The following is a 25633-nucleotide window of genomic DNA, read 5'->3' on the forward strand; positions in this document are numbered from 1 at the left end:
GTCATTGGTGTAATATTACATAATCATGGCTCGATTCTCACATCTAATCGCTGTGAGTAGGTTGCGATCAATCATAGAATAGTTGGATCGCCTGTGAGCCAACAGCATACGATAAAGATCACAACAAGGATTGCTTATGTGGTATCAAACTGAGATTCGTCTGCGTGCTCGGCCGCGCGGGTTTCACCTGATCACCGACGAGATCGTGCACGCGCTCCCCATGTTGGGCGACATGAATGTAGGTATGGTGCAAGTGTTTATCAAGCACACCTCGGCGAGCTTAACCCTCAATGAAAACGCCGACCCGACCGTGCGCCAAGATATGGAGGCGCACTTTAATCACTCAGTGCCTGAGCGAGCGCCTTATTATCGCCACACCTACGAAGGGGACGATGACATGCCAGCGCATATCAAAGCGTCATTGTTAGGCGCAAGCGTCACGGTGCCCATCAGCCAAGGTCGGCTGAATTTAGGCACGTGGCAAGGGATTTATCTGGGCGAGCATCGCGATGAGGGCGGCATGCGTACCTTGGTAGTGACCCTGCAAGGCACACCACAAGCCAACGTCTAGTCTCGCTGGCCAGCATGCGTTTAGATAAGGGTGGCGGGGCCTAGCCCACCGCCCGCCGCTCGGAGGTGGTGGTCAGGTATTGGCGCGGCACTCGGCCGGTCACTTGGCACACGAGCTCATAGCCGATGGTATCGACCAAGCGGGCAATGCGCTCGACGGGAAGCTCAGGCCCCCATAACACCGCCTCATCCCCTACTTTGTCAGTGGCATCTGGCCCTAAATCGACCGTGATCATATCCATCGATACCCGCCCAGCAAGTGGCACTTCGCGGCCATTCAACCAAACAGGGGTGCCATCGGGCGCCAGTCGTGGGTAGCCATCGCCATAACCGATGGCTATCACACCAATCAGCGTATCGCGTTCGCTACGCCAGCGCGCGCCATACCCTACCGGCTCACCGGCTTTTAGCTTGCGAACGGCCATCACCCTTGAGGTTAAGCGCATCGCCGGTTTTAAGCCCAGCTGTTCACCCGTCAGTTCAATCCGCGACGAAATACCATATAGGCAAATGCCGGGTCGCACCCAATCAAAGTGACTTTGCGGCCAAAACAAGGTTCCCGACGACGCCGCCAGTGAGCGTTCACCCGGCAGTCCTTCTGTCACCTGTGTGAAGGTGTCTATTTGCGCTTGCGTAATGGGGTTATCCATTTCATCGGCACAACCAAAATGACTGAGAAAGCCGATGTCAGGCGCCACATTGTCACACGCTGTCAGGGCAGAGAGCGCGTCTGGTACTTGGTCCGGCTCGAAGCCCAAGCGATGCATCCCTGAGTCGACCTTTAACCACACGGGTAAAGGCTCACTCAGTGTCGCGTTAGTCAGCATGGTGACTTGCTCATCACAGTGCACCGTGGCGGTCAGTTGGTGTTCAACCAATAGCGGCAGCTCGTCGGCTTCATAAAAACCTTCCAACAAAACAATAGGCAAGCGTATACCGGCCTGTCGTAACGTCAGTGCTTCTTCAATCCGTGCCACCCCAAAAGCATCGCTATAAGGCGCAAGTGTGGAGGCCACTGAGACCAAACCATGGCCGTAACCATCCGATTTAACCACTGTCATCACTTTGCTATTGGGCGCTTGGCGACGCATCACCTGGATGTTGTGTATCATCGCCTCCGGATCGATAACGGCTTTGGCCGCATTCGTCATGATAAAAGGATTACTCGTCATCAAACGCCGGCCCTGCATAATTATCAAATCGCGAATACTGCCCTTGGAAAGTCAGTCGTACTGAGCCAATCGGGCCGTTACGCTGTTTACCAATCAGGATTTCTGCAATCCCTTTCATCGCACTTTCCGGGTTATAGACTTCGTCGCGGTAAATAAACATGATCAAGTCAGCATCCTGCTCAATGGCACCCGATTCACGCAAATCCGAGTTAACCGGGCGTTTGTCGGCCCGTTGCTCCAACGAACGGTTAAGCTGTGATAGCGCCACCACAGGCACATTCAACTCTTTGGCGAGCGCTTTGAGCGAGCGAGAAATCTCGGCAATCTCAAGGGTTCGATTCTCTTGCAAGCCAGGAACACGCATTAGCTGCAGATAGTCGACCATGATCATGCTCACCCCGCCATGCTCACGGGCAACACGGCGCGCGCGTGAACGCACATCAGTCGGCGTTAGGCCGGAGCTGTCATCGATGTACATGTTCTTTTTCTGCATTAAGATCCCCATCGATGACGAGATACGCGCCCAGTCTTCATCATCAAGCTGACCGGTACGGATCTTGGTCTGGTCAACCCGTGAGAGCGAAGCCAGCATACGCATCATCAGCTGTTCAGCTGGCATTTCGAGCGAGAAGATGAGTACTGGCTTTTCTTGATCCATCGCCGCGTTTTCACACAGGTTCATCGCAAAGGTGGTTTTACCCATTGATGGACGAGCCGCCACGATCACAAGATCAGAAGGCTGCAGACCTGCCGTTTTCTTGTTCAGATCAGTAAAGCCGGTCGATACGCCCGTGACTCCATCTTGTGGGGTTTTGAAAAGCTCTTCGATACGCTCAAGGGTTTTACTGAGCACCGAGTCGATATGTTGCGGCCCTTCGGTCTCACTGGTTCGTGACTCAGCAATCGCAAACACCTTGCTCTCCGCCATATCGAGCAGATCTTCTGACGTGCGCCCTTGGGTGTCATAGCCGGCATCCGCAATTTCATTGGCTACCCCGATCAGGTTACGAACCATGGCTCGTTCGCGGACAATATCCGCATAAGCGACAATATTCGCCGCACTTGGCGTATTTTTAGCCAACTCAGCCAGATAAGCAAAGCCGCCCACATCATCCAAATGACCGGTTTTTTCTAGGTGTTCAGATAAGGTGATTAAGTCAAGCGGCTTGCCTTCATCAAGCAAAGACTTGGTGGACTCATAAATCAATCGGTGCGGACGACTATAAAAGTCATGGCCGACCACTTTTTCCGCAACCGCGTCCCAACGTTCGTTATCCAACATCAAACCACCCAACACAGACTGCTCGGCTTCGATAGAGTGTGGGGGCACTTTGAGGTTAGCGACTTGCTGATCTTTTGCGGGTTTACGATTGTCTGCCATAAAAACTCACCTATTGCTACTGGGGGTCATTATACCCGCTGTCCTCGCAGGACGCTGCCCCATACAGCATTTTTTTCCAAACGCTGAATAAGTCCCCGAGATTTTAACTTAAATTTGACCGCCTAGGAGGCCAGGACACCTAGGATAAGGCGCGATATTGTCAACAGGTGATTCACGATGAAAGTGCCGTCCCTCTTCCTTGTGATGTCCACATTATATATCCCTTTTAGCCACGCCACGGAGACCACGTCATCCCCTTGGCAAAGTGATTTGTCGTTAGGACTGCAACAGTTAAGCGGCAATGCCGATTCACAAACAGTCAACGGGGAAGTGAATGGCCAATATGATGGCGAACAAACACGTTATCAAGCCAGCGCGAGCGTGCTACAAGTGGAAAAAGATGGCGAGGAAGATAAACGTAAAACAGAATTAGAAGCCCAAGCAAACCGTGGTATTAGCGCGCGCAGCTATGTCTTACTGAACGCTACCTATGTCGCTGACCGCTACGGTCCCTATTACGATGACTTTATGTTGGCCACAGGGCTTGGCCACCAATGGTGGCAAAGTGACACCTTCCAACTCAGCACGGAAGTGGGGCCAGGGTATCGCTACCAGCGTCCCAATCTTGATGAAATCGACGATGACGATCTCATCATGCCTTACTCGGTTCGCGAGCCGGTGATTCGTGCACAGGCTAAAGGAGAGTGGCAACTGGTCGACAGTGTCAGCTTAGAGGGGAGAAGCATTGTAATCTCGGGCGCCAGTAATACCAGCGTGGAAGCTGCCGTCACTCTGGCTTCTACCATTACCGAAAAGCTTTCGATAAAAATAACCAGCAAACACAACTATATGACGGATGTGCCACCAGGATTGAAGCACCACGACAGCGTGCTAACCGTCGGCCTCCGCTATCAGTGGCTATAAAAAAACCAGCCCGAGGGCTGGCTTTTGATCAACGTTTTGATGCGCGATTAAGCAGCAACAACGTTTACTTTTACGGTTGCGAACACGTCATAGTGCAGCTGTACGCTGATTTCGTACTCACCAGTGTGACGCAATGCGCCCTCTGGTAGACGCACTTCGTTTTTCGCAATTTCAACGCCTGCTGCAGTCACAGCATCAGCGATGTCACGGGTACCGATAGAACCAAATAGTTTACCTTCATCACCCGCTTTAGACGCGATTTCAACCGCTTCTAGTGCTTCAACTTTTTCTGCACGCGCTTGAGCGGCTGCCAGTTGCTCAGCAACTTTCGCTTCTAGCTCAGCACGACGTGCTTCAAAGTGTTCGATGTTGGCTTTGGTTGCCATAACTGCTTTACCCTGAGGGATAAGGAAGTTACGCGCATAACCAGATTTAACAGTTACCTGATCACCTAGGCCACCCAGGTTACCGATTTTATCAAGTAGAATAACTTGCATTCTTCAATCCTCTCTAACTTGGACAGTTCCGATTACTGATGCTTGTCAGTGTACGGCAGCAGGGCCAGGTAACGAGCGCGCTTGATAGCACGAGCCAGTTGACGCTGATACTTAGCACGAGTACCAGTGATACGGCTAGGTACGATTTTACCTGATTCGGTAATGTAATTTTTTAGAGTCGCTACATCTTTGTAGTCGATCTCTGTAACGCCTTCTGCAGTGAAACGGCAGAATTTACGACGACGGAAGAAACGTGCCATGGGCTTATCTCCTGATCTAAATGTCTATGATGTTGTCGGCATGCAATACCCATTTACCCTCGCCTTGTCGGCTGGTTTGGTAGGCGAGAAACCCGCTTACCTTGATATGGCTGCCTAAAACTAAATTTTGCGTTTGTTGTGTTGACACTTGCCCACTGGCTACCACAGATAAGCGACAAAACACTTGTCGAGGTAGGTCAGCTTCAACCTGCGTGGAACGGTGCTCTAACACAAAGTGACAGTGCGGAATTCCTGCAGGACTTTGGCGACGGACCGGACCTTTACTGATAACACCAGCAAGCTCCAACCGATTGGTCATCACAGCAATTACTCAGCTGCGTTTTCGCCTTCAGCTTGCGCTTCAGCTTTTGCTTCTGGTTTCGCTTCTGGGCGCTCTTCACGCTTAGCGGTACGCTCTTCTTTAGCCTTCATCATGACAGATGGCTCAGTGATAGCGTCTTTGGTACGCATGATCATGTTACGGATCACCGCGTCGTTGAAGCGGAACATGCTTTCCAGCTCGTCAATCACAGCCTGCTCAGCTTCTACGTTCATCAGAACATAGTGTGCTTTGTGCAGCTTGTTGATTGGGTAAGCCAGTTGACGACGGCCCCAGTCTTCTAGACGGTGGATTTGACCGCCTGCATCTTTGATAGACGCAGTGTAACGCTCGATCATGCCAGCAACTTGCTCGCTTTGATCAGGGTGCACCATGAATACGATTTCGTAATGACGCATTGAGTTGCTCCTTACGGATTAATCAGCTTCCACAATTGGCTCGGTCGTCCAGCGGAAGCAAGGAACGAAAAGTAAAAGACCGAGAATCAGGCGCGAGATAGTACAGAATTGCAGCGCCATAAGCAAACAGATTTTCTCTTTATCCGCTTATCTTTCTGTCACCGTGTCACCACAACGTCAAAAGGCCCTCGCTGCGTTACTTATCGGAACACGCGCCTTATCCTCCCCCTTTACAACATAGAATGTGCGCACCACTTAATTCGGTCAAAACAACAACCTACTGATAACATTCTCCGTGACATAGACCGAAAAAGCATGACGAATCGCAAAAAAATCAAGAAATCAAGCCTGCAAACTGTCAAGTTTGTTTAATTTTCAACCGACATCACGCTATTGATGCACTTCTTTTTTATCGATAATTAATTTCTGAACCCGCGCTCAAATTATTACACCTTCGCCTCCATTTCTTGGCATTCATTGCCCAATATAACCACATTGTTGCCTAGGCTTGACCTGAAAGTCGGTTTTTTAGTGCAAAAAGCGTAGGGAAGGACGCATCAATCACTGACTGCATTGATGAAATTCGCTTCAAAAATTTTGGGAGCAAAATATGAAACTAATGACGCCATCACGTGCCGTCGCGCTAGGTTTGGCGGGGCTCGCGTTAAGTAGCCCCAGTGTGCACGCTGCGGTTGATTGCCAGCCCCTGCCCGGTTGGCAGAATGGCAATACCTACACCAAAGGGGATCAAGTTAAAGCGGACAATACCGCCTATGAGGCAAGGTGGTGGACGCAAGCCGATCCTGCCACTCAGTCTGGCGAGTGGAAAGCATGGAAAATCCTCGGCCAGTGCGCGGGCAGCGTTAACCAAGCCCCTACCGCAACCTTAACCGTGTCACCGTCTGGACCCGTTGAGGTTGGCGACACACTCACCTTCACCCTCGCCGGGGCCGATACGGATGGCACAGTGACCTCATTCGTGCTCTCACAAGGCGACACTGTCTTATATGAAGGTGCAGAAGCGACCACCATTGACTGGCAAGCCGAACAAACGGGTCGTTTTACCTTTACTCTCACCGTGACCGACGACAAAGGCGCGACCGATACCCAAACATTGCAACAGGTGGTGGGTGATGACCAAACCGGCGGCGATGAGTATGCCTGTCGTCCGGCTGGTTTATACACCACCCCAGATGTCGACGTGCCATATTGTTCGGTGTATGACGAGAACGGCCTTGAAGACATGGGCGCCGATCACCCTCGCCGTGTTATCGGCTATTTCACCAGTTGGCGAAACGGTGCCAACGGCCAGCCCGCTTATTTAGTCAGCGATATTCCTTGGGACAAGATCACCCACATTAACTACGCCTTTGCTCACGTCAATGCGGACAACCAATTGTCTATCGGCGATCCCAATGCCCCCGATAATCCAGCAACCCAGATGACCTGGCCGGGCGTGGCCGGCGCAGAGATGGATCCAACCCTGCCGTACAAAGGCCACTTTAACTTGCTCAACAAGTATAAAAAGCAGCACCCCGACGTGAAAACGCTGATCTCCGTGGGTGGCTGGGCCGAAACTGGGGGCTACTTCGGTGAAAACGGCGAGCGTATCGACAGTGGCGGTTTCTACACCATGACCACCAATGCCGATGGCAGTGTCAACCAAGCAGGCATTAAAGCTTTCACCGACAGTGCCGTCGCCTTCTTGCGCCAGTATGGCTTTGATGGTCTAGACATTGATTATGAATACCCATCGTCAATGAAAGACTCGGGACATCCGGACGATTTCGAATACTCTAACCCACGTCGGGCGCACTTGAATAAATCCTACCAAGTGCTGATGAAATCGCTACGTGAAGCGCTCGATAAAGCCAGTGCGCAAGATGGCAAGCACTATATGCTGACCATCGCCGCACCGTCGTCGGGTTACTTATTGCGCGGGATGGAAACCTTCCAAACCACCCAATACTTAGATTACGTCAACATCATGAGCTATGACCTACATGGGGCATGGAATGATCATGTTGGCCATCAAGCGCCGCTGTACGACACCGGCGAAGACTCGGAGCTTAAACAGTGGAATGTTTACCAAACCCCTGAGTTCGAGGGAATTGGTTATTTAAATACCGACTGGGCAGCAACCTATTTTATGGGCGGTATGTCTCCCGGCCGTATCAATATCGGTATCCCGTATTACACCCGCGGCTTTAAAGACGTACAAGGCGGCGATAAAGGCCTTTGGGGACGCGCGCCATTACCAAACCAAAGTGAGTGCCCTGCCGGCACCGGGGTCGGTGAGAAAAACAAATGCGGCAACGGTGCAATCGGCATTGATAACCTTTGGCATGATGTGGACGAGCTCGGCAACGAAGTGCCTGCTGGCTCCAACCCTTTATGGCATGTGAAAAACCTGCTCGACGGCAAACTACCGGCCTACGCCGCGGAGTACGGACTCGATCCTGAGCAAGATCCTAGCGACCGTCTCACCGGTAACTATCAACGTTATTACGATGACATCGCCAAAGCGCCGTGGGTTTGGAACGAAGAAAAACGCGTATTCCTATCGATGGAAGACGAAACCTCGATGGCCGAAAAGGTCGACTACGTGATCAATAAAGGTCTAGGCGGGGTGATGTTCTGGGAGCTGGCGGGGGATTATCGCTATGATGATCAGCGTCAWGCCTACTTTATGGGCGATACCCTGACTTCGCTGGCGTACCAAACCTTTAAACAAGCTGGCAGCGACTACTCACTGCAACGTGGCGATGCCAACTTCCAAGTGCCAAGCGAGCAAGTGGATGTCACCTTTGACGCGCTGAACTTCCCAGTGGGCGATGACAACTATCCTATTCGCCCCACGTTCCGCTTTACCAACCACTCCGATCTGGACTTATCGGGCGCCACCATCAGCTTTGATGTGCCAGTTTCCACCTCGGCCATTTTTAAATCTGACTGGAACGCTCAGAAAAAGCTACGCATGGAAGTGGTCCGTGATAGCAGCAACGCCAGTGGCAACAACATCGGCGGGTTTGATGCTACGCACCATCGCTTTGCCATCACCCTGATTAACGAATGGGGCGGCATTGAGCAAAGCTTTAAGCCCGGTGAAACCTTGGATGCTCAGGTGATGTACTACATGCCGATCACCAACCCGACCAATATCACCATCGAAAAAGATGGCCAGCGCTATGCGGTGAAGCAGGAGTATCCAAGCCTTCCGCCTGCGCTACCCGGTAGCACCAGCCAAAGTGGCGGAGAGTCTCAGTGTCCCGGCGTCGATGTTGCCAGCCTGAGTACCTATCCCAACTGGCCTAACGGGGGCAACCATGCCAGCGGTGGCGACCAACTTATCTACCAAGAGGCGGTATGGGAAGCCAAGTGGTGGACCCAAGCGGCACCCGGTGGTCAAGCTTGGCGCCAAGTCTGCAGTCTCTAATCCATTTCTGGTCTTGAATGCGGGGGCTGCGTGCCCCCGTTAAGGAGTCGTTATGTTCAAGTCTTCGTTCACACAGTTTTCCTGTCGTACCGCCGTGGCCCTTGCGCTGGTCGCAAGCAGTTCACAGGTGATGGCACATGGCTATTTAGACAGCCCCAAAGCACGCCAAGCGATTTGCCATGGGCAAGGGGGCTATTGGTGGCCTTCAGATGGATCACGAATCCCTAACGCTGCCTGTCGCGCTGCGTTCTTAGAATCGGGGCACTACCCGTTTGTACAACACCACGAATCAGCGCAATTGGTGGCGGATTATCGCAATATGGATGCGGTGAAAGCGGCCGTTACCGATGGCAACTTATGTGGTGCCGGCGATCCCAATAAATCTGGTATCAGTTTGCCCTCACCGGATTGGCAACGCACCGAGGTCACCCCAGATGGCAATGGCCAAATTGATGTACGCTTTCGCGCCACCACACCTCACAACCCAAGCTATTGGGAAATTTATCTCACCAAGCCAGACTACAACGGCGCGACCGATGCGCTGACGTGGGATGATCTCGAGAAGATCGACACCTTTGGCGATCTGCCCATTGTGATCGGCGATGACGGAAACCGTTATTACGAGATGACCGTGACCCTGCCCGCCGATCGTCAAGGTGACGCCATTCTCTATAGCCGTTGGCAACGCATTGATCCGGCCGGTGAAGGCTTCTACAACTGTGCCGACATCACTATCACTCCCCGTCAGACAGCGCCAGCCCAATGGCACGAGCTGGGCTACTTTGTCCCGCATCCACAAATGGCAGCTTTGGGCGATCGCGTACGTGCCCGCTTGCACAACCGCCAAGGCCAAGAAGTGGTAGATGTCACACTCACTCTGACGGACCAAAATGTGGCGAATTGGCCACACGCGCTGGCCAGCCTTATCGAACAACAGGCTAACGAGCCCTTACGTATCGGGGTGATGCGCAACGGTGAGATCCAGTTTAATGCCGATGACGTGGTGCAAAACCAAGTATTTAGCCATCACGATAGCTATAGCTTCAACCTGTCGGTGATCCCGGCTACCGACGAACCCACCAGCAACCTGCCCGCGTGGAGCGCTTCTGAGGTCTATGTGGCCAAGGATCGCGTGCGCTACGGCGATAACATCTACCAAGCAAAATGGTGGACACGAAACGAGCAACCCGGCGCTGCCCTTGTTTGGCAACGCGTGACACAATAAGGAGCAAACATGAAGCCAATGACCCTACTCTCTCTGGCGATTGCTGGGGCACTGGGTGCCAGCCACGCCGTGGCGGCCCCCTCAACCCCAAGTTTGGACTGGAAGCCACAAAACTATTCTTTTGTTGAAGTCGACGAATATGGCCGCGGATCGTACAAAGATCTGGTACAACGCGTGGACGAAGTCCAAATTGAAATTAAATGGAATGCCTGGTCCGGTGATGGCGGTGATAGCTACAAGGTGTACTTTGACGATCAGATCGTCAATCAAGGCACCTTACCGGCAGGAACCAAATCTGGCGTTGTCACTTTCCCCTATGACAAAGGCGGCCGCCACCAGCTTAAACTCGCCTTATGTGAGGGAGGCGTGGATGGCCAGTGCGCGACCAGTGCCGCCAAACCCATCGTGATCGCAGACACCGACGGTGTGCACCTTGACCCACTGCCGATGAATGTCGACCCCAATAACAATGACTACCCCAAACAGCCTGATACCGTGGTGGGGGCATACTTTGTCGAATGGGGCATTTATGGCCGTAACTTCGATGTCAGTCAGGTGCCCGCGGGGAATCTCACCCACATCTTATATGGCTTTATCCCCATTTGTGGCCCCAATGAGTCATTGGGCGACATCGAAAATGGCAACAGCTTGCGCGCACTAGAGCTCGCCTGCCAAGGCTCACAAGACTATGAAGTGGTGATCCACGATCCTTGGGCGGCGATTCAGAAAAAACTGCCCGGCACACCAGCTAAAGATCCGATTGGTGGCACTTATGCACAAATGATGGCGCTCAAGCAGCGCTACCCGGATCTGAAAATTCTCCCATCCGTGGGCGGCTGGACCCTATCAGACCCCTTCTATGATTTCACCGACAAAGCCAACCGTGATGTCTTTGTTGCGTCGATGAAAGAGTTCCTACAGACCTGGAAATTCTATGATGGGGTCGACATTGACTGGGAATACCCAGGCGGTGGCGGTGCCAACCCAGATCTAGGCAATCCAGATAAAGACAGCCAAGCCTACGCAGCCTTAATGCGTGAGCTGCGCGCGATGTTGGACGAGCTCGAGGCCGACACGGGCCGTGAGTACCAACTCACCTCGGCCGTCGGTGCCGGTTATGACAAAATCGCCAACGTCGATTACAGCGCCAGCGCGCCGTACATGGATTACATCTTTGCCATGACCTACGACTTTTTCGGCGCGTGGAATAATGTCACCGGTCACCAAACCGCCCTTTACTGCGGCAGTCATATGAGCGCCGATGAATGTGATGGTACTGGCGTCGATGATAACGGCGAGCCCCGCAAAGGCCCTGCCTACACGCTCGATAATGGCGTGCAATTACTGCTAGAAAGCGGCGTACCACCGGAAAAAATGGTGATTGGTACCGCGATGTACGGCCGTGGCTGGGAAGGCGTTTTCCCTGCCAATGCGACCGATCCTAGCAACCCGATGACCGCACCCGGAAATGGCCCGATCAAAGGCAGCACCGCAGACGGTATTTGGGAGGCCGGTGTGATTGACTACAAAGGCATCGTCAAATCCATGCTCGGCAGCGCGGGGAACGGTATCAATGGCTTCCAACCCGGTTATGATGAGCAAGCCGAAGCGGCTTATGTTTGGAACCCAGACAACGGTAAGCTCGTCACTTATGACAACCAACGCTCGGTCAAAGCCAAAGGCCAGTATGTGCGTAATCATAACTTTGCCGGTTTGTTTGCTTGGGAAATCGATGCCGACAATGGCGATATCCTTAATGCGATGCACGAGGGATTAGCACAGGATGGTCAACCACCCGTCAATAGTGCTCCAACCGTCACCCTTGCGCAGCAAAGCTATACGCTGGCGCCCGGAGCGTCGTTAACCATTGCCGCCAATGGGCGTGATCGGGATGGCGATACACTGACCTATCGCTGGCAAGGCGATGCGGCGTTGGCTCTGACCAATAGCGACACGGATTCGGTCACAGTGACCGCTCCCGATGTGAGCACCAGCACCGACTATTCCCTGTCGGTGACGGTGTCAGACGGCCAAGCCGATGACGAGGCCAGCGCCATCATTAAGGTGGTGGTACCGGGTGAAAACCAAGCCCCCACCGTGGCGCCTATCGCCCCTGTTAGCCTGAAAAGCGGTGAGCAAACCAGTGTGACGATTGAGGCAAACGACCCAGATGGCGATACACTTAGCTACACCTACCGTGCATCCGGCGATCTGGCCGTTTCTGGCTCCGGTGATCAGGTCACGCTGACCGCGCCCACCGTGACGGAGAATCGCGACTATGTGGTCACGGTCGAGGTCAGCGATGGCGACAACACCACGCAAGCGCAATTCACGGTAACCGTGACGCCGGCCAGTGGCTTACCAACGTGGGATGAAAACACTGTGTATGTGGGCGGCGATCGTGTCCTATATCAAGGGGTTGAGTATCGCGCCAAGTGGTGGACCAAAGGCCAGCGCCCAGACCAAGGCGACCCATGGGAACGCGTCGGGGATAGCCAAGCCAACCAAAGCAGTGAATGGCAAGCGACCGTCGCTTATTCCGGCGGCGCTGAAGTTGAATATAACAACCAACGCTACCAAGCCAAGTGGTGGACGCAAGGCGACAAGCCGGGCAGCGCCGCAGTCTGGCAATTACTGTAACGAGCTGCTTTTCCTACCAAATAAAAAACGCCCCAAGCTGGGGCGTTTTTCTTCAACGGTGAACAAGAGACACTGCAGTTAACGACGCTGACGCACCGCTTCATACAAGCAAACGCCAGTCGCCACGGACACATTCAAGCTCGACACACTGCCCGCCATCGGAATCCGGATCAGCTCATCACAGGTTTCACGCGTCAAACGGCGCATGCCATCTCCTTCTGCGCCCATCACTAAGGCGAGCGGCCCCACCAATTTGGTGTCGTAAACATCATGATCGGCTTCACCCGCCGTGCCCACAAACCACACGCCCTGCTCTTTGAGCGCACGCATGGTTCGCGCTAAGTTGGTGACGCGCACCAAAGGCACCACTTCAGCGGCGCCACAGGCCACTTTTCGCGCCGTGGCATTGAGCTGAGCGGACTTGTCTTTCGGGACAATCACCGCACTGACTCCCGCCGCATCCGCGGTACGTAAGCACGCCCCCAAATTGTGGGGGTCGGTGACACCATCAAGCACCAGCAGCAAGGGGTTCTCGGTATTGGTGAGGATCGCCTCCAAGTCATTTTCGTTGTACTGACGGCCCGCTTTGACACGTGCCACTATCCCTTGGTGCGACGCACCTTGGGTTTTGTCGTCTAAGGCCTTGCGACCCACTTGTTGGATGCTGACCCCCAACATCGCAATCTCATTTAGCACAGGTACCAGACGTTCATCCTGGCGCCCTTTTAACACCATCACTTCGATAAAGCGGGAAGGGTCGGTCGCTAAAATCGCTTTAACGGCATGAATACCGTAAATTACTTCATTACTCATGATTTACTTCTTTTTCTGACCCGCTTTGGCTTTTTGTTTCTTCGCCTTTTTCTTACGCGCTTTTTCCGCAGGCGATTTCACTTTACGCTTTTTGCCGTTTTTATCTGCAGGCGCCTTGTCTTCTTCAACACTTGGCACCGCACCACGTTTAAGCTGTTGGCGAACCGAGGTTCGCTCACGACGGGCTTGCGGGTCTTTATTCGACTCCGCTCGGCCTTTTTTACGTTTGTCACGAGCCGTTTTACCCGGGCGACGAGCTTTGCGTTCAGAGCCTACCAGCTCAAAGTCGATTTGTCGCTCATCCAAGTTCACCGCCAAGACTTTCACTGTCACCTGATCGCCGAGTCGGAACACACGGCCAGACCCTTCGCCCACCAAGCGTTGCCCTACCATATCAAAGCGATAGTAATCATTGTCGAGGTTGGAAATATGGACTAAACCATCGATATGTAGCTCATTAAGGCGGACAAAGAAACCAAAGCCAGTGACATTAGCAATCACGCCTTCCAGCTCATCGCCAACGTGATCTTGCATGTACTCACATTTGAGCCAGTCCGATACATCTCGGGTGGCATCATCGGCACGTCGCTCTGTTTTCGAGCATTGCTCACCCAGCACATCCATATCGTCAAATGAGTAGTGATAGCCGCCAGTGGGTGTCCAACGATCTTGGTTCTTACCCGCTTGCTTGGCAATCAGGTATTTAAGCGCTCGGTGGAGAAGCAAATCCGGATAACGACGGATGGGCGAGGTAAAGTGCGCGTATTGCTTGAGCGCCAAACCGAAGTGGCCTTGGTTATCCGCTTGATACACCGCTTGCTTCATCGAGCGTAGCAGCATGGTTTGAATCAGTTCACTGTCAGCACGACCATGCACCACATGCATCAGCGCCGCGTAATCTTTCGGCGTCGGCTCAAGGCCGCCGCTGAGACTCAAGCCTAACTCGCCTAAGAAATCTTTAAAGCCGCTGAGGCGCTCTTCGCCCGGCGCTTCGTGGACACGATAAAGCGCCGGCTCTTTGTGTTTTTCCACAAAACGGGCAGACGCGACGTTGGCCAGGATCATACACTCTTCGATGATCTTGTGTGCATCATTACGCTCCACCGGCACAATGCGGTCGATTTTACGCTGTGCGTTGAAAATAAACTGGGTTTCCACCGTCTCGAATTCAATCGCCCCGCGTTGCTGACGTGCATCGCTCAGCACCTTATACATATCGTGTAAGGTTTCTAAGTGCGGGACCAGAGAACGGTAGCGCTCACGCAGCTCCTCGTCGCCTTCCAAGATATGGGACACCTTGGTATAGGTCAGACGCGCGTAGGAGTTCATCACCGCTTCGTAATGTTTGTAACCAGATAACGCCCCTGATTCTGAAATCGTCATCTCACACACCATACACAGGCGGTCGACTTGCGGATTCAGCGAGCATAAGCCATTAGAAAGCACTTCCGGCAACATCGGCACGACTTGGTTAGGGAAATACACCGAGTTGCCGCGGTTTTGCGCTTCTTTATCCAGCGCCGAGTCAGGACGCACATAGTAACTGACATCGGCAATCGCCACCCACAAGCGCCAGCCGCCAGAGCGTTTACGCTCACAATACACCGCATCATCAAAGTCGCGGGCATCTTCACCATCGATGGTCACCAGTGGTAAATCACGCAGATCGACACGCCCCTCTTTGGCTTTTTCTGGCACCTCTTCACTCAAGTTTTTGACTTGCTTGAGCACGGCATCCGGCCATTGATGGGGAATATCATGGGTGCGCAGTGCAATCTCGATTTCCATGCCCGGCGCCATGTTCTCGCCCAGCACTTCGACAATCTTACCGACAGGATTGGTTTGGCGAGTTGGGCGCTGCATGATCTCGACCACCACCACATTGCCCATACGCGCACCTTGGGTTTGTTCTTTGTCGATCACAATATCTTGACCGAGACGGCTATCATCGGGCACCACAAAGCCCATACCGTCTTCCACAAAGTAACGGCCTACAATCTGGCCTTGGCGCGCTTCGAGCACGCGAACCACACGGGCTTCTTTGCGCCCACGCTTATCGGTGCCAACACCCTGGGCTAAAATCACATCACCATGCATCACGCTCCGCATTTGATGATGCGGCAGCATCCAATCATCGTGGTTGCCTTTGCCTTCTGGACGCAGAAAACCAAAACCGTCACGATGACCAATCACGGTCCCTTTGACCAAGTCCAACCGCTCGGGTAAGGCATAGCATTGGCGACGGGTGAACACCAATTGTCCATCACGCTCCATGGCGCGCAGGCGTCGACGTAGCCCTTCATACTGCTCATCACCAGCTAGGCCCAGATGTGAAAACAGATTATCGCGGCTCACTGGTGCCTTGAAGCTGCGGATAACTTCCAGCAAATGCTCGCGGCTGGGGACCGGATTCTCGTATTTCTCCGCTTCGCGTGCCTGATGAGGATCGGCTGCGAGGCTGCTCGAGGTATTATTTGTCGAACCTGTGTCTTGCGACATAGACCTTTTCCTATTGGCGTATGTTGATTTCATTATATCTGTAAACTGTCGCTATTGCGCCGCGATGATCGCAGTTTGACGTTTTGTTTCAGCGCCTTGCTTGCAGGCAACGAGAGGAGCATGGCGTATAGGCCATATCAAATCAGATTGGGAACAGATGTGTATAGAGAGTATAACGGATTTTGCGCGCAAAGTCGCCTACTGACAAGACCGACGGCTACCAGTAGCTGGTGCGCCGTTTAGCACGGGCGATAATGTTTTGCGGCATCCGCGCCTCAAGTGCTGAACGTAACTGTGCGATACGATTGCGGGTGCGAGAATCCGAGGTGATGGTTTGATATAACCAGCGGTAAGCGTCTTCATAATCAAGCGGCGAACCGACATCGTCCACCAGCAACTCTGCCAGCTGGATCCGGGCACGCGTATCACCCAGCGAGGCAGCTTCACGTAAATAAGGGATCGCACGGTGCGGATCTTGCTGCACCAGTGTGCCATTGGCGTAGTAACGGCCAATTTGCTCCAATGCGGCGGGTAGCCCTTGCTGAGCCGCTTGCTTCATATAGTAAACACCGAGATCCGCGTCTTGCTCAACACACACCCCCCACGCCAGCATATCGCCATATAAAAATTCATAGGCAGGGGAGCCCACACGGGTGGCACGGGCTTCAATATCTTGTACGAGCTGACATTCGTCTTGTTTGACACGCTCAAGGTGAGAGTTGGTTTCAAACAGCGTGATAAGCTCACTTTCTTCGTATAAAGGCACAGCCGCCCCGACGTCCGCATGGGCCGTTGCTGTCGTCAGCGTAGCTGTCGTCAAAGAAAGTGAAAAAATCAGCGTTCGAAACTTCATGCCTACTCGCTATTCAACCAAGAAACCCAACAGCAACGCGCACGCTCGCCGTGTGCTTTTTTGTATCGGCACCTTGCATACTGACTTTAGCAAAGGCGGCAAGTTTTTTCCGCTTTCACGCGATTTGGCTTCCTACGCCACACTAAAATATAAAAAAAGCCAGCGATCAACGCTGGCTTTTGGTATCGAACCGTCTTACGTGCTTAACTATTAAAAGGATGCACTTTGATAATGGTTTCGTTACGGTCTGGACCGGTCGAGACCACATCGATAGGCACACCAGTCAGCTCTTCGATACGCTTGATGTAGTTCAGTGCAGCTTGTGGAAGCTCATCCAGAGACTTCACCCCAAAGGTGTTTTCACTCCACCCCGGCATGCTTTCATAGATAGGCTCAATGTTCTCATACGCGTCAGCTGCTAGTGGAGACACCTCAACGGTTGAACCGTCTGCCATCTTGTAACCGGTACAAATTTTGATTTCTTCCAAGCCGTCCATCACGTCAAGCTTGGTTAAGCAGAAGCCTGATACCGAGTTAATCTGTACGGCACGACGCATGGCCACCGCATCAAACCAACCACAACGACGCTTACGGCCAGTCGTGGCACCGAATTCAGCGCCCTTGGTACCGAGGTGCATGCCAATCTCATCATCCAGCTCAGTTGGGAATGGGCCTGCCCCTACACGGGTGCAGTAAGCTTTAGCAATCCCCAACACATAGCCAAGATGACGAGGACCAAAACCAGAACCTGCAGCAACACCGCCGGCGGTGGTGTTTGAGGAGGTCACATACGGATAGGTGCCGTGGTCGATATCAAGCAAAGTGCCTTGCGCGCCTTCAAACATGATTTTGTCACCACGCTTGCGGGCATCATCCAGCTCTTGAGTCACGTCCATCACCATGCCGGTGAGGATGTCCGCTTGCTCCATGACTTTCGCCAAGGTCTCTTCGTAGCTTACTGGCTCGGTTTTGTAGAAATGCTCAAGCTGGAAGTTATGGAACTCCATCACTTCTTTAAGCTTTTCAGCAAAGGCTTCTTTGTCGAACAAATCGCCAACGCGTAGGCCACGACGGGCGACCTTGTCTTCGTACGCAGGACCAATACCACGGCCTGTGGTACCGATAGCTTTCTTACCGCGTGCTTGCTCACGTGCTGCGTCAAGCGCAATGTGATAAGGCAGGATCAGTGGACACGCTTCTGACAGGAATAGGCGCTCACGCACAGGCACGCCACGTGCTTCCAGCTCACCCATTTCTTTCAGCAAGGCGTCCGGGGACAGCACCACACCATTGCCGATAATGCATTTAACGTTGTTGCGGAGGATACCAGAAGGAATCAAGTGTAGGACGGTCTTTTCACCGTCAATGACAAGAGTATGACCTGCGTTGTGACCGCCTTGGTAGCGAACCACGTATTTTGCATCTTCAGTCAAAAGATCAACGATCTTTCCCTTACCTTCGTCACCCCATTGGGTGCCGAGAACGACTACGTTATTACCCATCTTCTTCGATATGCAGCTAGTTAAAAATGGATTCTAGCACCTTAAAAACTCGGTTGCAGTCATTTTTTAACCGTATTGACATTTTCACTTGTCTGCTCGGTGCCAGGTGGCTGAATGCTAGGTTAAAAGCTGGTAAGCCAGCACACTCCCAATCACCACTAAGCAGCCACCAATACGCCGCAACTGGGTGTCAGATTGTTCACCTAAAGCCATGACCATCTGTCGCCACTGTTTCGGCAGTAACATCGGCCCTAACCCCTCAACCACTAATACCAGCGCTAGCGCGCCCCACAAGCTAGTCATTCTTACCTCCTACGTCGAAAATAGGGGATAACGACATAAAAAAAGACAAGGCCAGAGCCTTGTCTTTTATGCGTCGCTACCCATCTAACGATTTACTTTTCTATCGCTTCAGGTTGCTTCATGTATTTGAAGAAATCACTCTTCGGATCCACGACGAGCATATCGCTCTTGCTGTTAAAGCTCTTACGATACGCTTGTAGCGAGCGAACAAAGCTATAAAACTCAGGCTCTTTTTTGAAAGCGCTGGCAAATAGCTTCGCCACTTCTGCGTCAGCTTCACCACGAGTGATCCGCGCTTGACGTTCTGCTTTGGACAAAATCGTCGCCACTTCGAGCTCCGCTTGCGCACGAATGATTTCCGCTTGCTCGCGACCCTGTGCGCGATGGCGACGGGCTACGGCCTCACGCTCAGCACGCATACGCGCATAAATCGACTCACTGATTTCACTCGGTAGGTTGATACGCTTGATACGCAAGTCAATCAACTCAATCCCTAAATCACGCGAGCCCTCGCTGGCCGCCCGCTCAAGGACACTTTTCATCACTTGATCACGTTTTTCAGACACAATCTCTTTGATGGTCTTGTTACCAATTTCGGCACGCAGGCCATCGGCAACACGACGCTGCAACAGAGATTCAGCCGTCAATTTATTACCGCCCCCTGTGGACAGATAATACTGGCCAAAGTCTTTAATACGCCATTTGACGTAAGAGTCGATAATAACGTCTTTTTTCTCCGCGGTAACAAAGCGGTCAGCGCGATCATCCATGGTTTGAATACGCGCATCCAAGGTCTTAACGCGATCAAACAACGGCAGTTTGAAGTGCAGACCGGGCTGGTAGATTTTCGCCACGTCGTTATCCGCTTTAAGCACACGTCCAAAACGGATCACAATGCTACGCTCACCTTCACTCACCACGAAGATCGACATCAAAAAGACCACTGCCGCTAGGACGACAACTGGGATCATCATCTTACGCATGCTTAGTATCTCCCTTCTCGTGATGAACCAGAACGCGGTGCCGACTCTTGCTGTTGAGGCTGAGAGCTTTGCTCAAGCTCAATACCATATTGGCTGCTCGACGTTTCTTTACGCTGGTTAGCGCCAACGGCTGCGCCTCCCATTAGCTTATCCAGTGGGAGATACATGAGGTTGCTGTTTCCGCTTTGCGAATCCACCATCACCTTACTCGTATTGCTGTACACTTCTTCCATGGTCTGGATGTATAGCCGGTTACGCGTCACACGGGGTGCATCACGATACTCAGGCAAGAGTTTCTCAAATTGAGAGACTTCACCCTCTGCTTCGTTAACGGTACGCTCTTTGTAACCCAATGCCGCTTTTTTCAGCGTTTCAGCACGACCCGTTGCTTTCGGCAACACATCATTACGATACGCTTCGGCTTCACGGATAAAGCGGGCCTCATCCTCTCGCGCTGCAATCGCATCATCAAAGGCGTCTTTGACCTGCTCCGGTGGGCGCGCATACTGGAAGTTGACATCCACCACCAACAAGCCCATATCGTACTTGTCGATGATTTCGTTCAGCTCAACCTGAGTACGCTCACGCACTTCTTGACGACCACGAGTGATGATGTCATCCATCAAAGAGTCACCGACGACCGCACGCAATGCTGAATCGGTTGCTTGACGCAAGCTGTCATCTGCATTGGTCACGCTATAAAGATATTGCTGTGGATCCATCACGCGGTACTGAACGTCCATCTCCACGTTGACGACGTTTTCATCTTTGGTCAGCATCAGGCCAGAGCTATTGAGCGAACGAATCGACTCTACATCCACCGTGCTGACCGTATCCACAAAGGTTGGCTTCCAGTTCAGGCCCGGTTGAACGATACGATCATACTGACCAAACCGCAGAACCACACCACGCTGAGCTTCCCCGATGGTATAGAACCCGGAAATACCCCAGACAATGATACCTACCAGCGCGAGAACGCCTAGCCCTGCCATACCACCGCCGAACGATGGTCCTTTACCTTTGCGGCCACCTAAGCCGCCCAATTTGCGGCTTAGTTTGTTAAACAATTCATCAAGATCCGGTGGCCCTTGATTACGGCCTCCACGATTCCCCCAGGGGTCTTTGTCGGGACCGCCATTGTTTCCTGGCTCATTCCACGCCATTCGCGCACTCCATCAAATTGATCTGACGATAATTTTTTACTCTAGCAGCCTAATCACTGACGATAAAGTCGCCGAGTTGGTTGCCTTCTCTTTTTTCTAACCGATACCAGTCCGTTTGCGGCAGCCTGACATCGACGAGTAGATGCCCATCATCTTGGTACTCTTCACTGATAACGCATCGCATCTGGTGAAATTTACTTTGCATTCGCCCAGCCATACTTGGTGGCAGCCGTAATTGATGCCGCACCATGGTGCCAGATAAACGCTCGGTAAGGGCTTCAAATATGAGCGCGATACCTTGACCAGACAACGCTGACACCCATACTGCTTTCGGAACGCCCTCTTCGTCCCGTTCAATACGAGGCTCAGCCTGATCCAGACTATCTATTTTGTTCATAATGATAAGATGAGGCACATCCGCCGCATCGATTTCATCCAACACACTGTTGACCGCTTCAATGTTGTCACCAAAGCGTTCATCACTGGCATCGACCACGTGTAGTAGCAAGCTCGCTTCTTGCGTTTCTTGAAGCGTTGCTTTAAATGCCGCGACCAAGTCATGCGGTAAGTGACGAATAAAGCCGACGGTATCCGCCAATATCGCGGTACCCACGTCGTCCACTTCAATACGGCGCAATGTCGGATCCAAGGTGGCAAACAGCTGATCGGCCGAATATACCCCCGCTTCGGTGATCCGATTAAACAAGGTTGATTTGCCCGCATTGGTATACCCGACCAATGACACAGTCGGCACTTCCGCCCGCGCACGCGCACGTCGCCCTTGCTCACGCTGCTTCGCAACCTTATCCAGTCGCTTTAAAATCGCTTTCACCCGATCACGCACTAAGCGACGGTCTGTTTCTAACTGTGTTTCACCCGGGCCACGCAAGCCAATCCCGCCTTTTTGACGCTCAAGGTGAGTCCAGCCTCGCACAAGCCGGGTAGATAAGTGGCGTAACTGAGCCAGCTCAACTTGCAACTTACCCTCATGGGTACGCGCACGCTGGGCAAAAATATCGAGGATCAATCCGGTTCGGTCTAACACTCGGCATTTAAATCGCTGCTCTAGGTTGCGCTCTTGGGCCGCGGATAAAGTGTGATTAAAAATCACAATGTCCGCGCCGACTTGTTGCACAGTATCTGCTATTTCTTGGGCTTTTCCCTCGCCAACAAAATATTTGGGATGAGGGGACTGACGGCTGCCGACAACAACTTGCAAGGCATCGACACCCGAGGATGACACCAGCATTTGAAATTCGCTGAGATCATCCCACTCGCCATCATGGGTAAAGTTTATATGAACGAGTACAGCCTGTTCACCGGCCTCGTAACGGTCAAACAAGCGATAGACTCCTTAGCAATAGAATGCTTTATTCCTCAGGTTTTTCTTGCTGACGTTCGCCCTGTGGACGCTCACCAGCCCCTTGATTATTGTTGTGGTGGCTCACAGCACGTGCCGGCACAACGGTTGAAATCGCGTGCTTGTACACCATTTGATTAACCGTATTTTTTAGCAGGATCACGAACTGATCAAACGATTCGATTTGGCCTTGCAACTTAATACCATTTACTAGGTAAATGGAAACAGGAATGCGCTCACGACGTAACGCGTTCAGGAATGGGTCTTGTAATGATTGCCCCTTAGCCATTATTTCTTTTCCTTATTTGTTTGTAATTGTAGTCAATTGTCGCGGTTAAGCAGCGTCCTTGTCAGTGACAGTATACATCAAGTTTCCGTCCCTGCCGTCAACGCTTTTGTCACCGTTTGTAAAGACAGCGACGGCGTGTCGCTATCAAGCCACGTCACATTATCCCAGCCTCTTAGCCAGGTTATTTGACGCTTGGCTAACTGGCGCGTCGCGCAAATCCCACGGTAAACGGCTTCATCATGGGTGCAACGTCCGGCCAAATAGTCCCACATCTGACGGTACCCGACACAACGAATCGATGGCAGATCGACATGCAGATCATCGCGTTCGTATAATGTGCGTACCTCTTTTTCAAACCCCGCGTCGATCATTTTATCGAAACGAAGCTCGATGCGGCGATGCAATTCGCCTCGATCCTGAGGCGCTATTGCAAATTGGTGTACCTGATACGGCAAAGGTTCACCTTTTTTTTCTGTTAATGCTGTTAGGGTCTGCCCACTGATCCGATAGACTTCTAACGCCCGCATGATTCTTTGCGGATCGTTAGGGTGGATCCGAGCGCCCGACACGGGATCAACCTCGCATAACTGAGCATGTAATGCTTCCCAACCATGCTGTTGCGCCTCGTTTTCTAACCCCTCACGGATATCAGGATCCGCACTCGGCAACGGCGATAGCCCTTCTAACAATGCTTTAAAATACAGCATGGTGCCTCCCACCAACAGTGGGATCTTACCATCGGCGACAATCGTCGCCATTTCTGTGAGCGCATCTTCACGAAAATCTGCCGCCGAGTAGGCTTGAGACGGATCACGAATGTCGATTAGACGATGCGGCGCTTGCGCTAATTCCTCCGCTGTCGGCTTGGCGGTGCCAATATCCATCCCGCGATAAATCAGTGCCGAGTCGACACTAATGATTTCTACCGGCAAGGTCTGGCGCAGCGCAATGGCCAGATCCGTTTTCCCGGACGCGGTCGGTCCCATCAAAAAAATCGCTTTAGGCAGCGGATTAGTCATGCTGTAGTGCTTCTATCACTGAGGTCAGGTCGATGCGTTTAAAGTAGCGCTGGCGGCCCTTTTCTAACGCGTCCCCCTGCCAATATTGTTCAACGTCCGATACGGTTTGTACCGCTTGCGCAAGGCTGACTGGATCCGATGCTACTGTCAACTGCTTTGCCAGCCAACAGCACATACTCGCGCTGTGATCCATGTGGGATTGCTCAGGATCTAATTGCGCTAAAAACGCCAATAACGCAGGGATAAAAGCCTGTAAGTTATGCTGTCTTAGTGGCTGACAGACTGACATCACCATTAATTGCTGCCCTTTAGGGCGAATATGAATACCAAACTGGCCAAGTAACGCCTGATACTGGATCACGCGCTGACACTCTTCTGTAGAGGCAGATAACCGTTGTGGGATCAATAGAGGTTGCGTGACTAGCCCCTCACCCAGAGCGGGTTGTAGCGCGCCTTGATGGCGCCAGCATTCTAACCGGTGATGATCGGCCAGCCATAATCTCTCACCCCATACCATCAGCACATAGTGCTGCTCAACCACTGAAAGCACCTTCCCTAATCCAGGCTGGCCCGTGCTCGTGGTTGTTGAGACGGTATCAAGAGCTGCCGGGACGCTGTCGAATGGCGACAAACTCATCGCACGCGTTGGCGTGGCACCACCTAGGTCAGCCCCGGCATCCGGTTGGGGGGCCATCAATGCTTGATACGCTTGCGTCGCTTGCTTTGAGGGTGAGCGAGAAGGAGTATCCGCTCTCCCCGGCCAGTCTGAACCGTGAGAAGGTCGGCCACGCGTTGGGTCGTCATCGGCGTGGTGCTTATACGCTGTATCACGCGACCAGGAAGCCGGTGATGCCCCGTCTTCCTGCCGTTTACCAGGGTAATCAGGGAACGCGTCAACCGCTTGTTGGTAAGGGTTGGGATTGGCGGTCGCAGAGGCACGCGGCTGATAAGTGACCGCTTCTCTCACTTCGCCCGTCTCAGGGTTCACACTGTGGTCTTCAGGTAACGACGCTTGTTGTAAGCCGTCATAAATGGCTTGATAGATAAAATCATGCACCAAGCGCGCCTGATGAAAACGGACTTCATGTTTCGCTGGGTGCACATTGACATCCACTTGATGCGGATCGACATCAATATACAGTACGAAAGCGGCGTACTGATCCCTTGCAAGGCTTTGTTCATAACCTTGGCGAATCGCGTGATTAATCAGCTTATCTTTCATCATGCGCTGATTAACAAAGCAATGCTGCATATCATTTTGCTGACGAGCACCTTCTGGTGTGCAAATCCAGCCTGTCAGTGCCATGTCGTGATGATGCAGGTCAATCCGCAACGCATGCTCAACAAACTTTTGCCCACAAATCGCCTTCACGCGGCGTAATGGATCGCCGTTTTCTGGCACACGTCGATACTGGCGCACTTGGGTACCGTTATGGCGCAGGTTGATGGTGATATCAAACCGGCTCAATGCAATGCGCCGCAGTAACTCATCAATGTGGCCAAACTCGGTTTTCTCAGTGCGTAAAAATTTGCGCCGCGCTGGGGTGTTAAAGAATAAGTCCATCACCTCAACGGTACAGCCAACCGGGTGGGCGGCGGGCTTTACATTCACCGCCATCTCTCGCCCCTCAGCAAACGCCGACCATGCTTCTTGCTGGTCAGCAGGGCGCGAGGTGATAGTAAGACGTGATACCGAGCTTACACTCGCTAGCGCCTCACCGCGAAATCCGAGGCTCATGATCGCCTCAAGATCATCCAAGCTGTGGATCTTAGACGTGGCGTGTCGACTGAGGGCAAGTTGCAGATCCGCTTTGCTGATCCCACACCCATTATCACGCACGCGGATCAGCTTGCTTCCCCCTTTTTCAATATCCACATCAATACGGGTCGCTCCCGCATCAATGCTGTTTTCGACCAGCTCTTTCACCACCGAGGCGGGACGTTCGACCACCTCCCCAGCAGCAATCTGGTTAGCAAGGCGCGCGGGTAAAATCTCAATCGCCATA

The 25633-nt window shown here is 52.6% G+C and carries 22 protein-coding genes; 5 read left to right on the forward strand and 17 right to left on the reverse strand.

What is annotated here, in order from left to right:
* Positions 1 to 136: 136 nt before the first annotated feature.
* The gene (locus BZG20_RS09420; protein ID WP_077578831.1) at positions 137 to 571 is read left to right on the forward strand and encodes a secondary thiamine-phosphate synthase enzyme YjbQ; all 435 of its coding nucleotides are present in this window, start codon (positions 137 to 139) and stop codon (positions 569 to 571) included.
* Between the two features lie 40 nt (positions 572 to 611).
* Here the strand turns inward: BZG20_RS09420 and alr are convergent, their stop codons facing one another.
* Together alr and BZG20_RS09430 are read right to left on the reverse strand one after the other, a co-directional pair.
* Entirely contained in the window at positions 612 to 1742 is a 1131-nt protein-coding gene (alr, locus tag BZG20_RS09425) for an alanine racemase (RefSeq protein WP_077578832.1), read from the reverse strand.
* On the reverse strand, positions 1732 to 3123 hold the full coding sequence (locus tag BZG20_RS09430) for a replicative DNA helicase (protein ID WP_077578833.1): 1392 nt from the start codon (positions 3121 to 3123) through the stop codon (positions 1732 to 1734). Before BZG20_RS09430 ends, alr begins: the two co-directional genes overlap by 11 nt.
* Before the next feature lie 177 nt (positions 3124 to 3300).
* Here BZG20_RS09430 and BZG20_RS09435 point away from each other — a divergent pair, with 177 nt between their 5' ends.
* Positions 3301 to 4047, forward strand: coding sequence for a DUF481 domain-containing protein (locus BZG20_RS09435; RefSeq protein WP_077578834.1), 747 nt, complete (start codon positions 3301 to 3303; stop codon positions 4045 to 4047).
* Between the two features lie 47 nt (positions 4048 to 4094).
* On the opposite strand, the gene rplI is transcribed toward BZG20_RS09435, so the two are convergent.
* Genes rplI through rpsF form a run of 4 tightly spaced genes read right to left on the reverse strand, consistent with a single transcriptional unit; the run spans position 4095 to position 5542 of the window.
* Positions 4095 to 4544, reverse strand: coding sequence for a 50S ribosomal protein L9 (gene rplI / locus BZG20_RS09440; protein ID WP_046074368.1), 450 nt, complete (start codon positions 4542 to 4544; stop codon positions 4095 to 4097).
* Positions 4545 to 4576: 32 nt separating this feature from the next.
* Positions 4577 to 4804 (reverse strand): 30S ribosomal protein S18, encoded by a 228-nt coding sequence (gene rpsR, locus BZG20_RS09445; protein WP_021023493.1) that lies wholly within the window; start codon positions 4802 to 4804, stop codon positions 4577 to 4579.
* A 16-nt stretch (positions 4805 to 4820) separates the two neighbouring features.
* Complete coding sequence (priB, locus tag BZG20_RS09450; protein WP_046074369.1) at positions 4821 to 5123, reverse strand: primosomal replication protein N; 303 nt, start codon at positions 5121 to 5123, stop codon at positions 4821 to 4823.
* A gap of 8 nt (positions 5124 to 5131) precedes the next feature.
* Positions 5132 to 5542, reverse strand: coding sequence for a 30S ribosomal protein S6 (gene rpsF, locus BZG20_RS09455; RefSeq protein ID WP_046074370.1), 411 nt, complete (start codon positions 5540 to 5542; stop codon positions 5132 to 5134).
* A gap of 610 nt (positions 5543 to 6152) precedes the next feature.
* Here rpsF and BZG20_RS09460 point away from each other — a divergent pair.
* Genes BZG20_RS09460 through BZG20_RS09470 form a run of 3 tightly spaced genes read left to right on the forward strand, consistent with a single transcriptional unit; the run spans position 6153 to position 12843 of the window.
* Positions 6153 to 8978, forward strand: a complete 2826-nt coding sequence (locus BZG20_RS09460) for a glycosyl hydrolase family 18 protein (RefSeq protein WP_077578835.1) — start codon at positions 6153 to 6155, stop codon at positions 8976 to 8978.
* 52 nt (positions 8979 to 9030) lie between these two features.
* Positions 9031 to 10203 carry a lytic polysaccharide monooxygenase gene (locus tag BZG20_RS09465; RefSeq protein ID WP_077578836.1) on the forward strand — a complete coding sequence of 391 codons (1173 nt, stop codon included), beginning with the start codon at positions 9031 to 9033 and terminating at the stop codon, positions 10201 to 10203.
* Between the two features lie 9 nt (positions 10204 to 10212).
* Entirely contained in the window at positions 10213 to 12843 is a 2631-nt protein-coding gene (locus BZG20_RS09470) for a glycosyl hydrolase family 18 protein (protein ID WP_077578837.1), read from the forward strand.
* 78 nt (positions 12844 to 12921) lie between these two features.
* Here the strand turns inward: BZG20_RS09470 and rlmB are convergent, their stop codons facing one another.
* From rlmB to mutL, 11 genes are all read right to left on the reverse strand, one after another.
* Complete coding sequence (gene rlmB, locus BZG20_RS09475; protein ID WP_046074372.1) at positions 12922 to 13656, reverse strand: 23S rRNA (guanosine(2251)-2'-O)-methyltransferase RlmB; 735 nt, start codon at positions 13654 to 13656, stop codon at positions 12922 to 12924.
* A 3-nt stretch (positions 13657 to 13659) separates the two neighbouring features.
* Positions 13660 to 16155 (reverse strand): ribonuclease R, encoded by a 2496-nt coding sequence (gene rnr, locus BZG20_RS09480; RefSeq protein ID WP_077578838.1) that lies wholly within the window; start codon positions 16153 to 16155, stop codon positions 13660 to 13662.
* A gap of 217 nt (positions 16156 to 16372) precedes the next feature.
* The gene (locus tag BZG20_RS09485; RefSeq protein ID WP_077578839.1) at positions 16373 to 17008 is read right to left on the reverse strand and encodes a tetratricopeptide repeat protein; all 636 of its coding nucleotides are present in this window, start codon (positions 17006 to 17008) and stop codon (positions 16373 to 16375) included.
* Between the two features lie 203 nt (positions 17009 to 17211).
* The gene (locus BZG20_RS09495) at positions 17212 to 18510 is read right to left on the reverse strand and encodes an adenylosuccinate synthase (protein WP_046074376.1); all 1299 of its coding nucleotides are present in this window, start codon (positions 18508 to 18510) and stop codon (positions 17212 to 17214) included.
* A 117-nt stretch (positions 18511 to 18627) separates the two neighbouring features.
* Positions 18628 to 18813 (reverse strand): DUF2065 domain-containing protein, encoded by a 186-nt coding sequence (locus BZG20_RS09500; RefSeq protein WP_046074377.1) that lies wholly within the window; start codon positions 18811 to 18813, stop codon positions 18628 to 18630.
* Between the two features lie 92 nt (positions 18814 to 18905).
* Entirely contained in the window at positions 18906 to 19796 is an 891-nt protein-coding gene (gene hflC, locus BZG20_RS09505; protein WP_046074378.1) for a protease modulator HflC, read from the reverse strand.
* Positions 19797 to 19798: 2 nt separating this feature from the next.
* Complete coding sequence (gene hflK / locus BZG20_RS09510; RefSeq protein WP_046074379.1) at positions 19799 to 20959, reverse strand: FtsH protease activity modulator HflK; 1161 nt, start codon at positions 20957 to 20959, stop codon at positions 19799 to 19801.
* Between the two features lie 49 nt (positions 20960 to 21008).
* A complete protein-coding gene (gene hflX, locus BZG20_RS09515; protein WP_046074380.1) occupies positions 21009 to 22301 on the reverse strand; it encodes a ribosome rescue GTPase HflX in 1293 nt (430 codons plus the stop codon).
* Between the two features lie 28 nt (positions 22302 to 22329).
* Positions 22330 to 22608, reverse strand: a complete 279-nt coding sequence (gene hfq, locus BZG20_RS09520) for an RNA chaperone Hfq (protein ID WP_046074381.1) — start codon at positions 22606 to 22608, stop codon at positions 22330 to 22332.
* Positions 22609 to 22685: 77 nt separating this feature from the next.
* Positions 22686 to 23627 (reverse strand): tRNA (adenosine(37)-N6)-dimethylallyltransferase MiaA, encoded by a 942-nt coding sequence (miaA, locus tag BZG20_RS09525; RefSeq protein ID WP_046074382.1) that lies wholly within the window; start codon positions 23625 to 23627, stop codon positions 22686 to 22688.
* A complete protein-coding gene (gene mutL / locus BZG20_RS09530) occupies positions 23620 to 25632 on the reverse strand; it encodes a DNA mismatch repair endonuclease MutL (protein WP_077578841.1) in 2013 nt (670 codons plus the stop codon). The genes miaA and mutL overlap by 8 nt, the downstream gene beginning before the upstream one ends.
* Position 25633 lies beyond the last annotated feature (1 nt).

Origin of the sequence: Salinivibrio sp. IB868, assembly GCF_001995655.1 — a bacterium.
GTDB classification, from domain to species: Bacteria; Pseudomonadota; Gammaproteobacteria; order Enterobacterales; family Vibrionaceae; genus Salinivibrio; species Salinivibrio siamensis.

Bases quoted from the DNA above. Each gene is read 5' to 3' on its own strand.
- mutL (WP_077578841.1), bottom strand. From the start codon at position 25,632: ATGGCGATTGAGATTTTACCCGCGCGCCTTGCTAACCAGATTGCTGCT.
- hflC (WP_046074378.1), bottom strand. From the start codon at position 19,796: ATGCGTAAGATGATGATCCCAGTTGTCGTCCTAGCGGCAGTGGTCTTT.
- BZG20_RS09435 (WP_077578834.1), top strand. From the start codon at position 3,301: ATGAAAGTGCCGTCCCTCTTCCTTGTGATGTCCACATTATATATCCCT.
- BZG20_RS09495 (WP_046074376.1), bottom strand. From the start codon at position 18,510: ATGGGTAATAACGTAGTCGTTCTCGGCACCCAATGGGGTGACGAAGGT.
- BZG20_RS09485 (WP_077578839.1), bottom strand. From the start codon at position 17,008: ATGAAGTTTCGAACGCTGATTTTTTCACTTTCTTTGACGACAGCTACG.
- BZG20_RS09500 (WP_046074377.1), bottom strand. From the start codon at position 18,813: ATGACTAGCTTGTGGGGCGCGCTAGCGCTGGTATTAGTGGTTGAGGGG.
- rplI (WP_046074368.1), bottom strand. From the start codon at position 4,544: ATGCAAGTTATTCTACTTGATAAAATCGGTAACCTGGGTGGCCTAGGT.
- rpsR (WP_021023493.1), bottom strand. From the start codon at position 4,804: ATGGCACGTTTCTTCCGTCGTCGTAAATTCTGCCGTTTCACTGCAGAA.
- hfq (WP_046074381.1), bottom strand. From the start codon at position 22,608: ATGGCTAAGGGGCAATCATTACAAGACCCATTCCTGAACGCGTTACGT.
- alr (WP_077578832.1), bottom strand. From the start codon at position 1,742: ATGACGAGTAATCCTTTTATCATGACGAATGCGGCCAAAGCCGTTATC.
- rpsF (WP_046074370.1), bottom strand. From the start codon at position 5,542: ATGCGTCATTACGAAATCGTATTCATGGTGCACCCTGATCAAAGCGAG.
- priB (WP_046074369.1), bottom strand. From the start codon at position 5,123: ATGACCAATCGGTTGGAGCTTGCTGGTGTTATCAGTAAAGGTCCGGTC.
- BZG20_RS09430 (WP_077578833.1), bottom strand. From the start codon at position 3,123: ATGGCAGACAATCGTAAACCCGCAAAAGATCAGCAAGTCGCTAACCTC.
- hflK (WP_046074379.1), bottom strand. From the start codon at position 20,959: ATGGCGTGGAATGAGCCAGGAAACAATGGCGGTCCCGACAAAGACCCC.
- BZG20_RS09420 (WP_077578831.1), top strand. From the start codon at position 137: ATGTGGTATCAAACTGAGATTCGTCTGCGTGCTCGGCCGCGCGGGTTT.
- BZG20_RS09465 (WP_077578836.1), top strand. From the start codon at position 9,031: ATGTTCAAGTCTTCGTTCACACAGTTTTCCTGTCGTACCGCCGTGGCC.
- rnr (WP_077578838.1), bottom strand. From the start codon at position 16,155: ATGTCGCAAGACACAGGTTCGACAAATAATACCTCGAGCAGCCTCGCA.
- rlmB (WP_046074372.1), bottom strand. From the start codon at position 13,656: ATGAGTAATGAAGTAATTTACGGTATTCATGCCGTTAAAGCGATTTTA.
- BZG20_RS09470 (WP_077578837.1), top strand. From the start codon at position 10,213: ATGAAGCCAATGACCCTACTCTCTCTGGCGATTGCTGGGGCACTGGGT.
- miaA (WP_046074382.1), bottom strand. From the start codon at position 23,627: ATGACTAATCCGCTGCCTAAAGCGATTTTTTTGATGGGACCGACCGCG.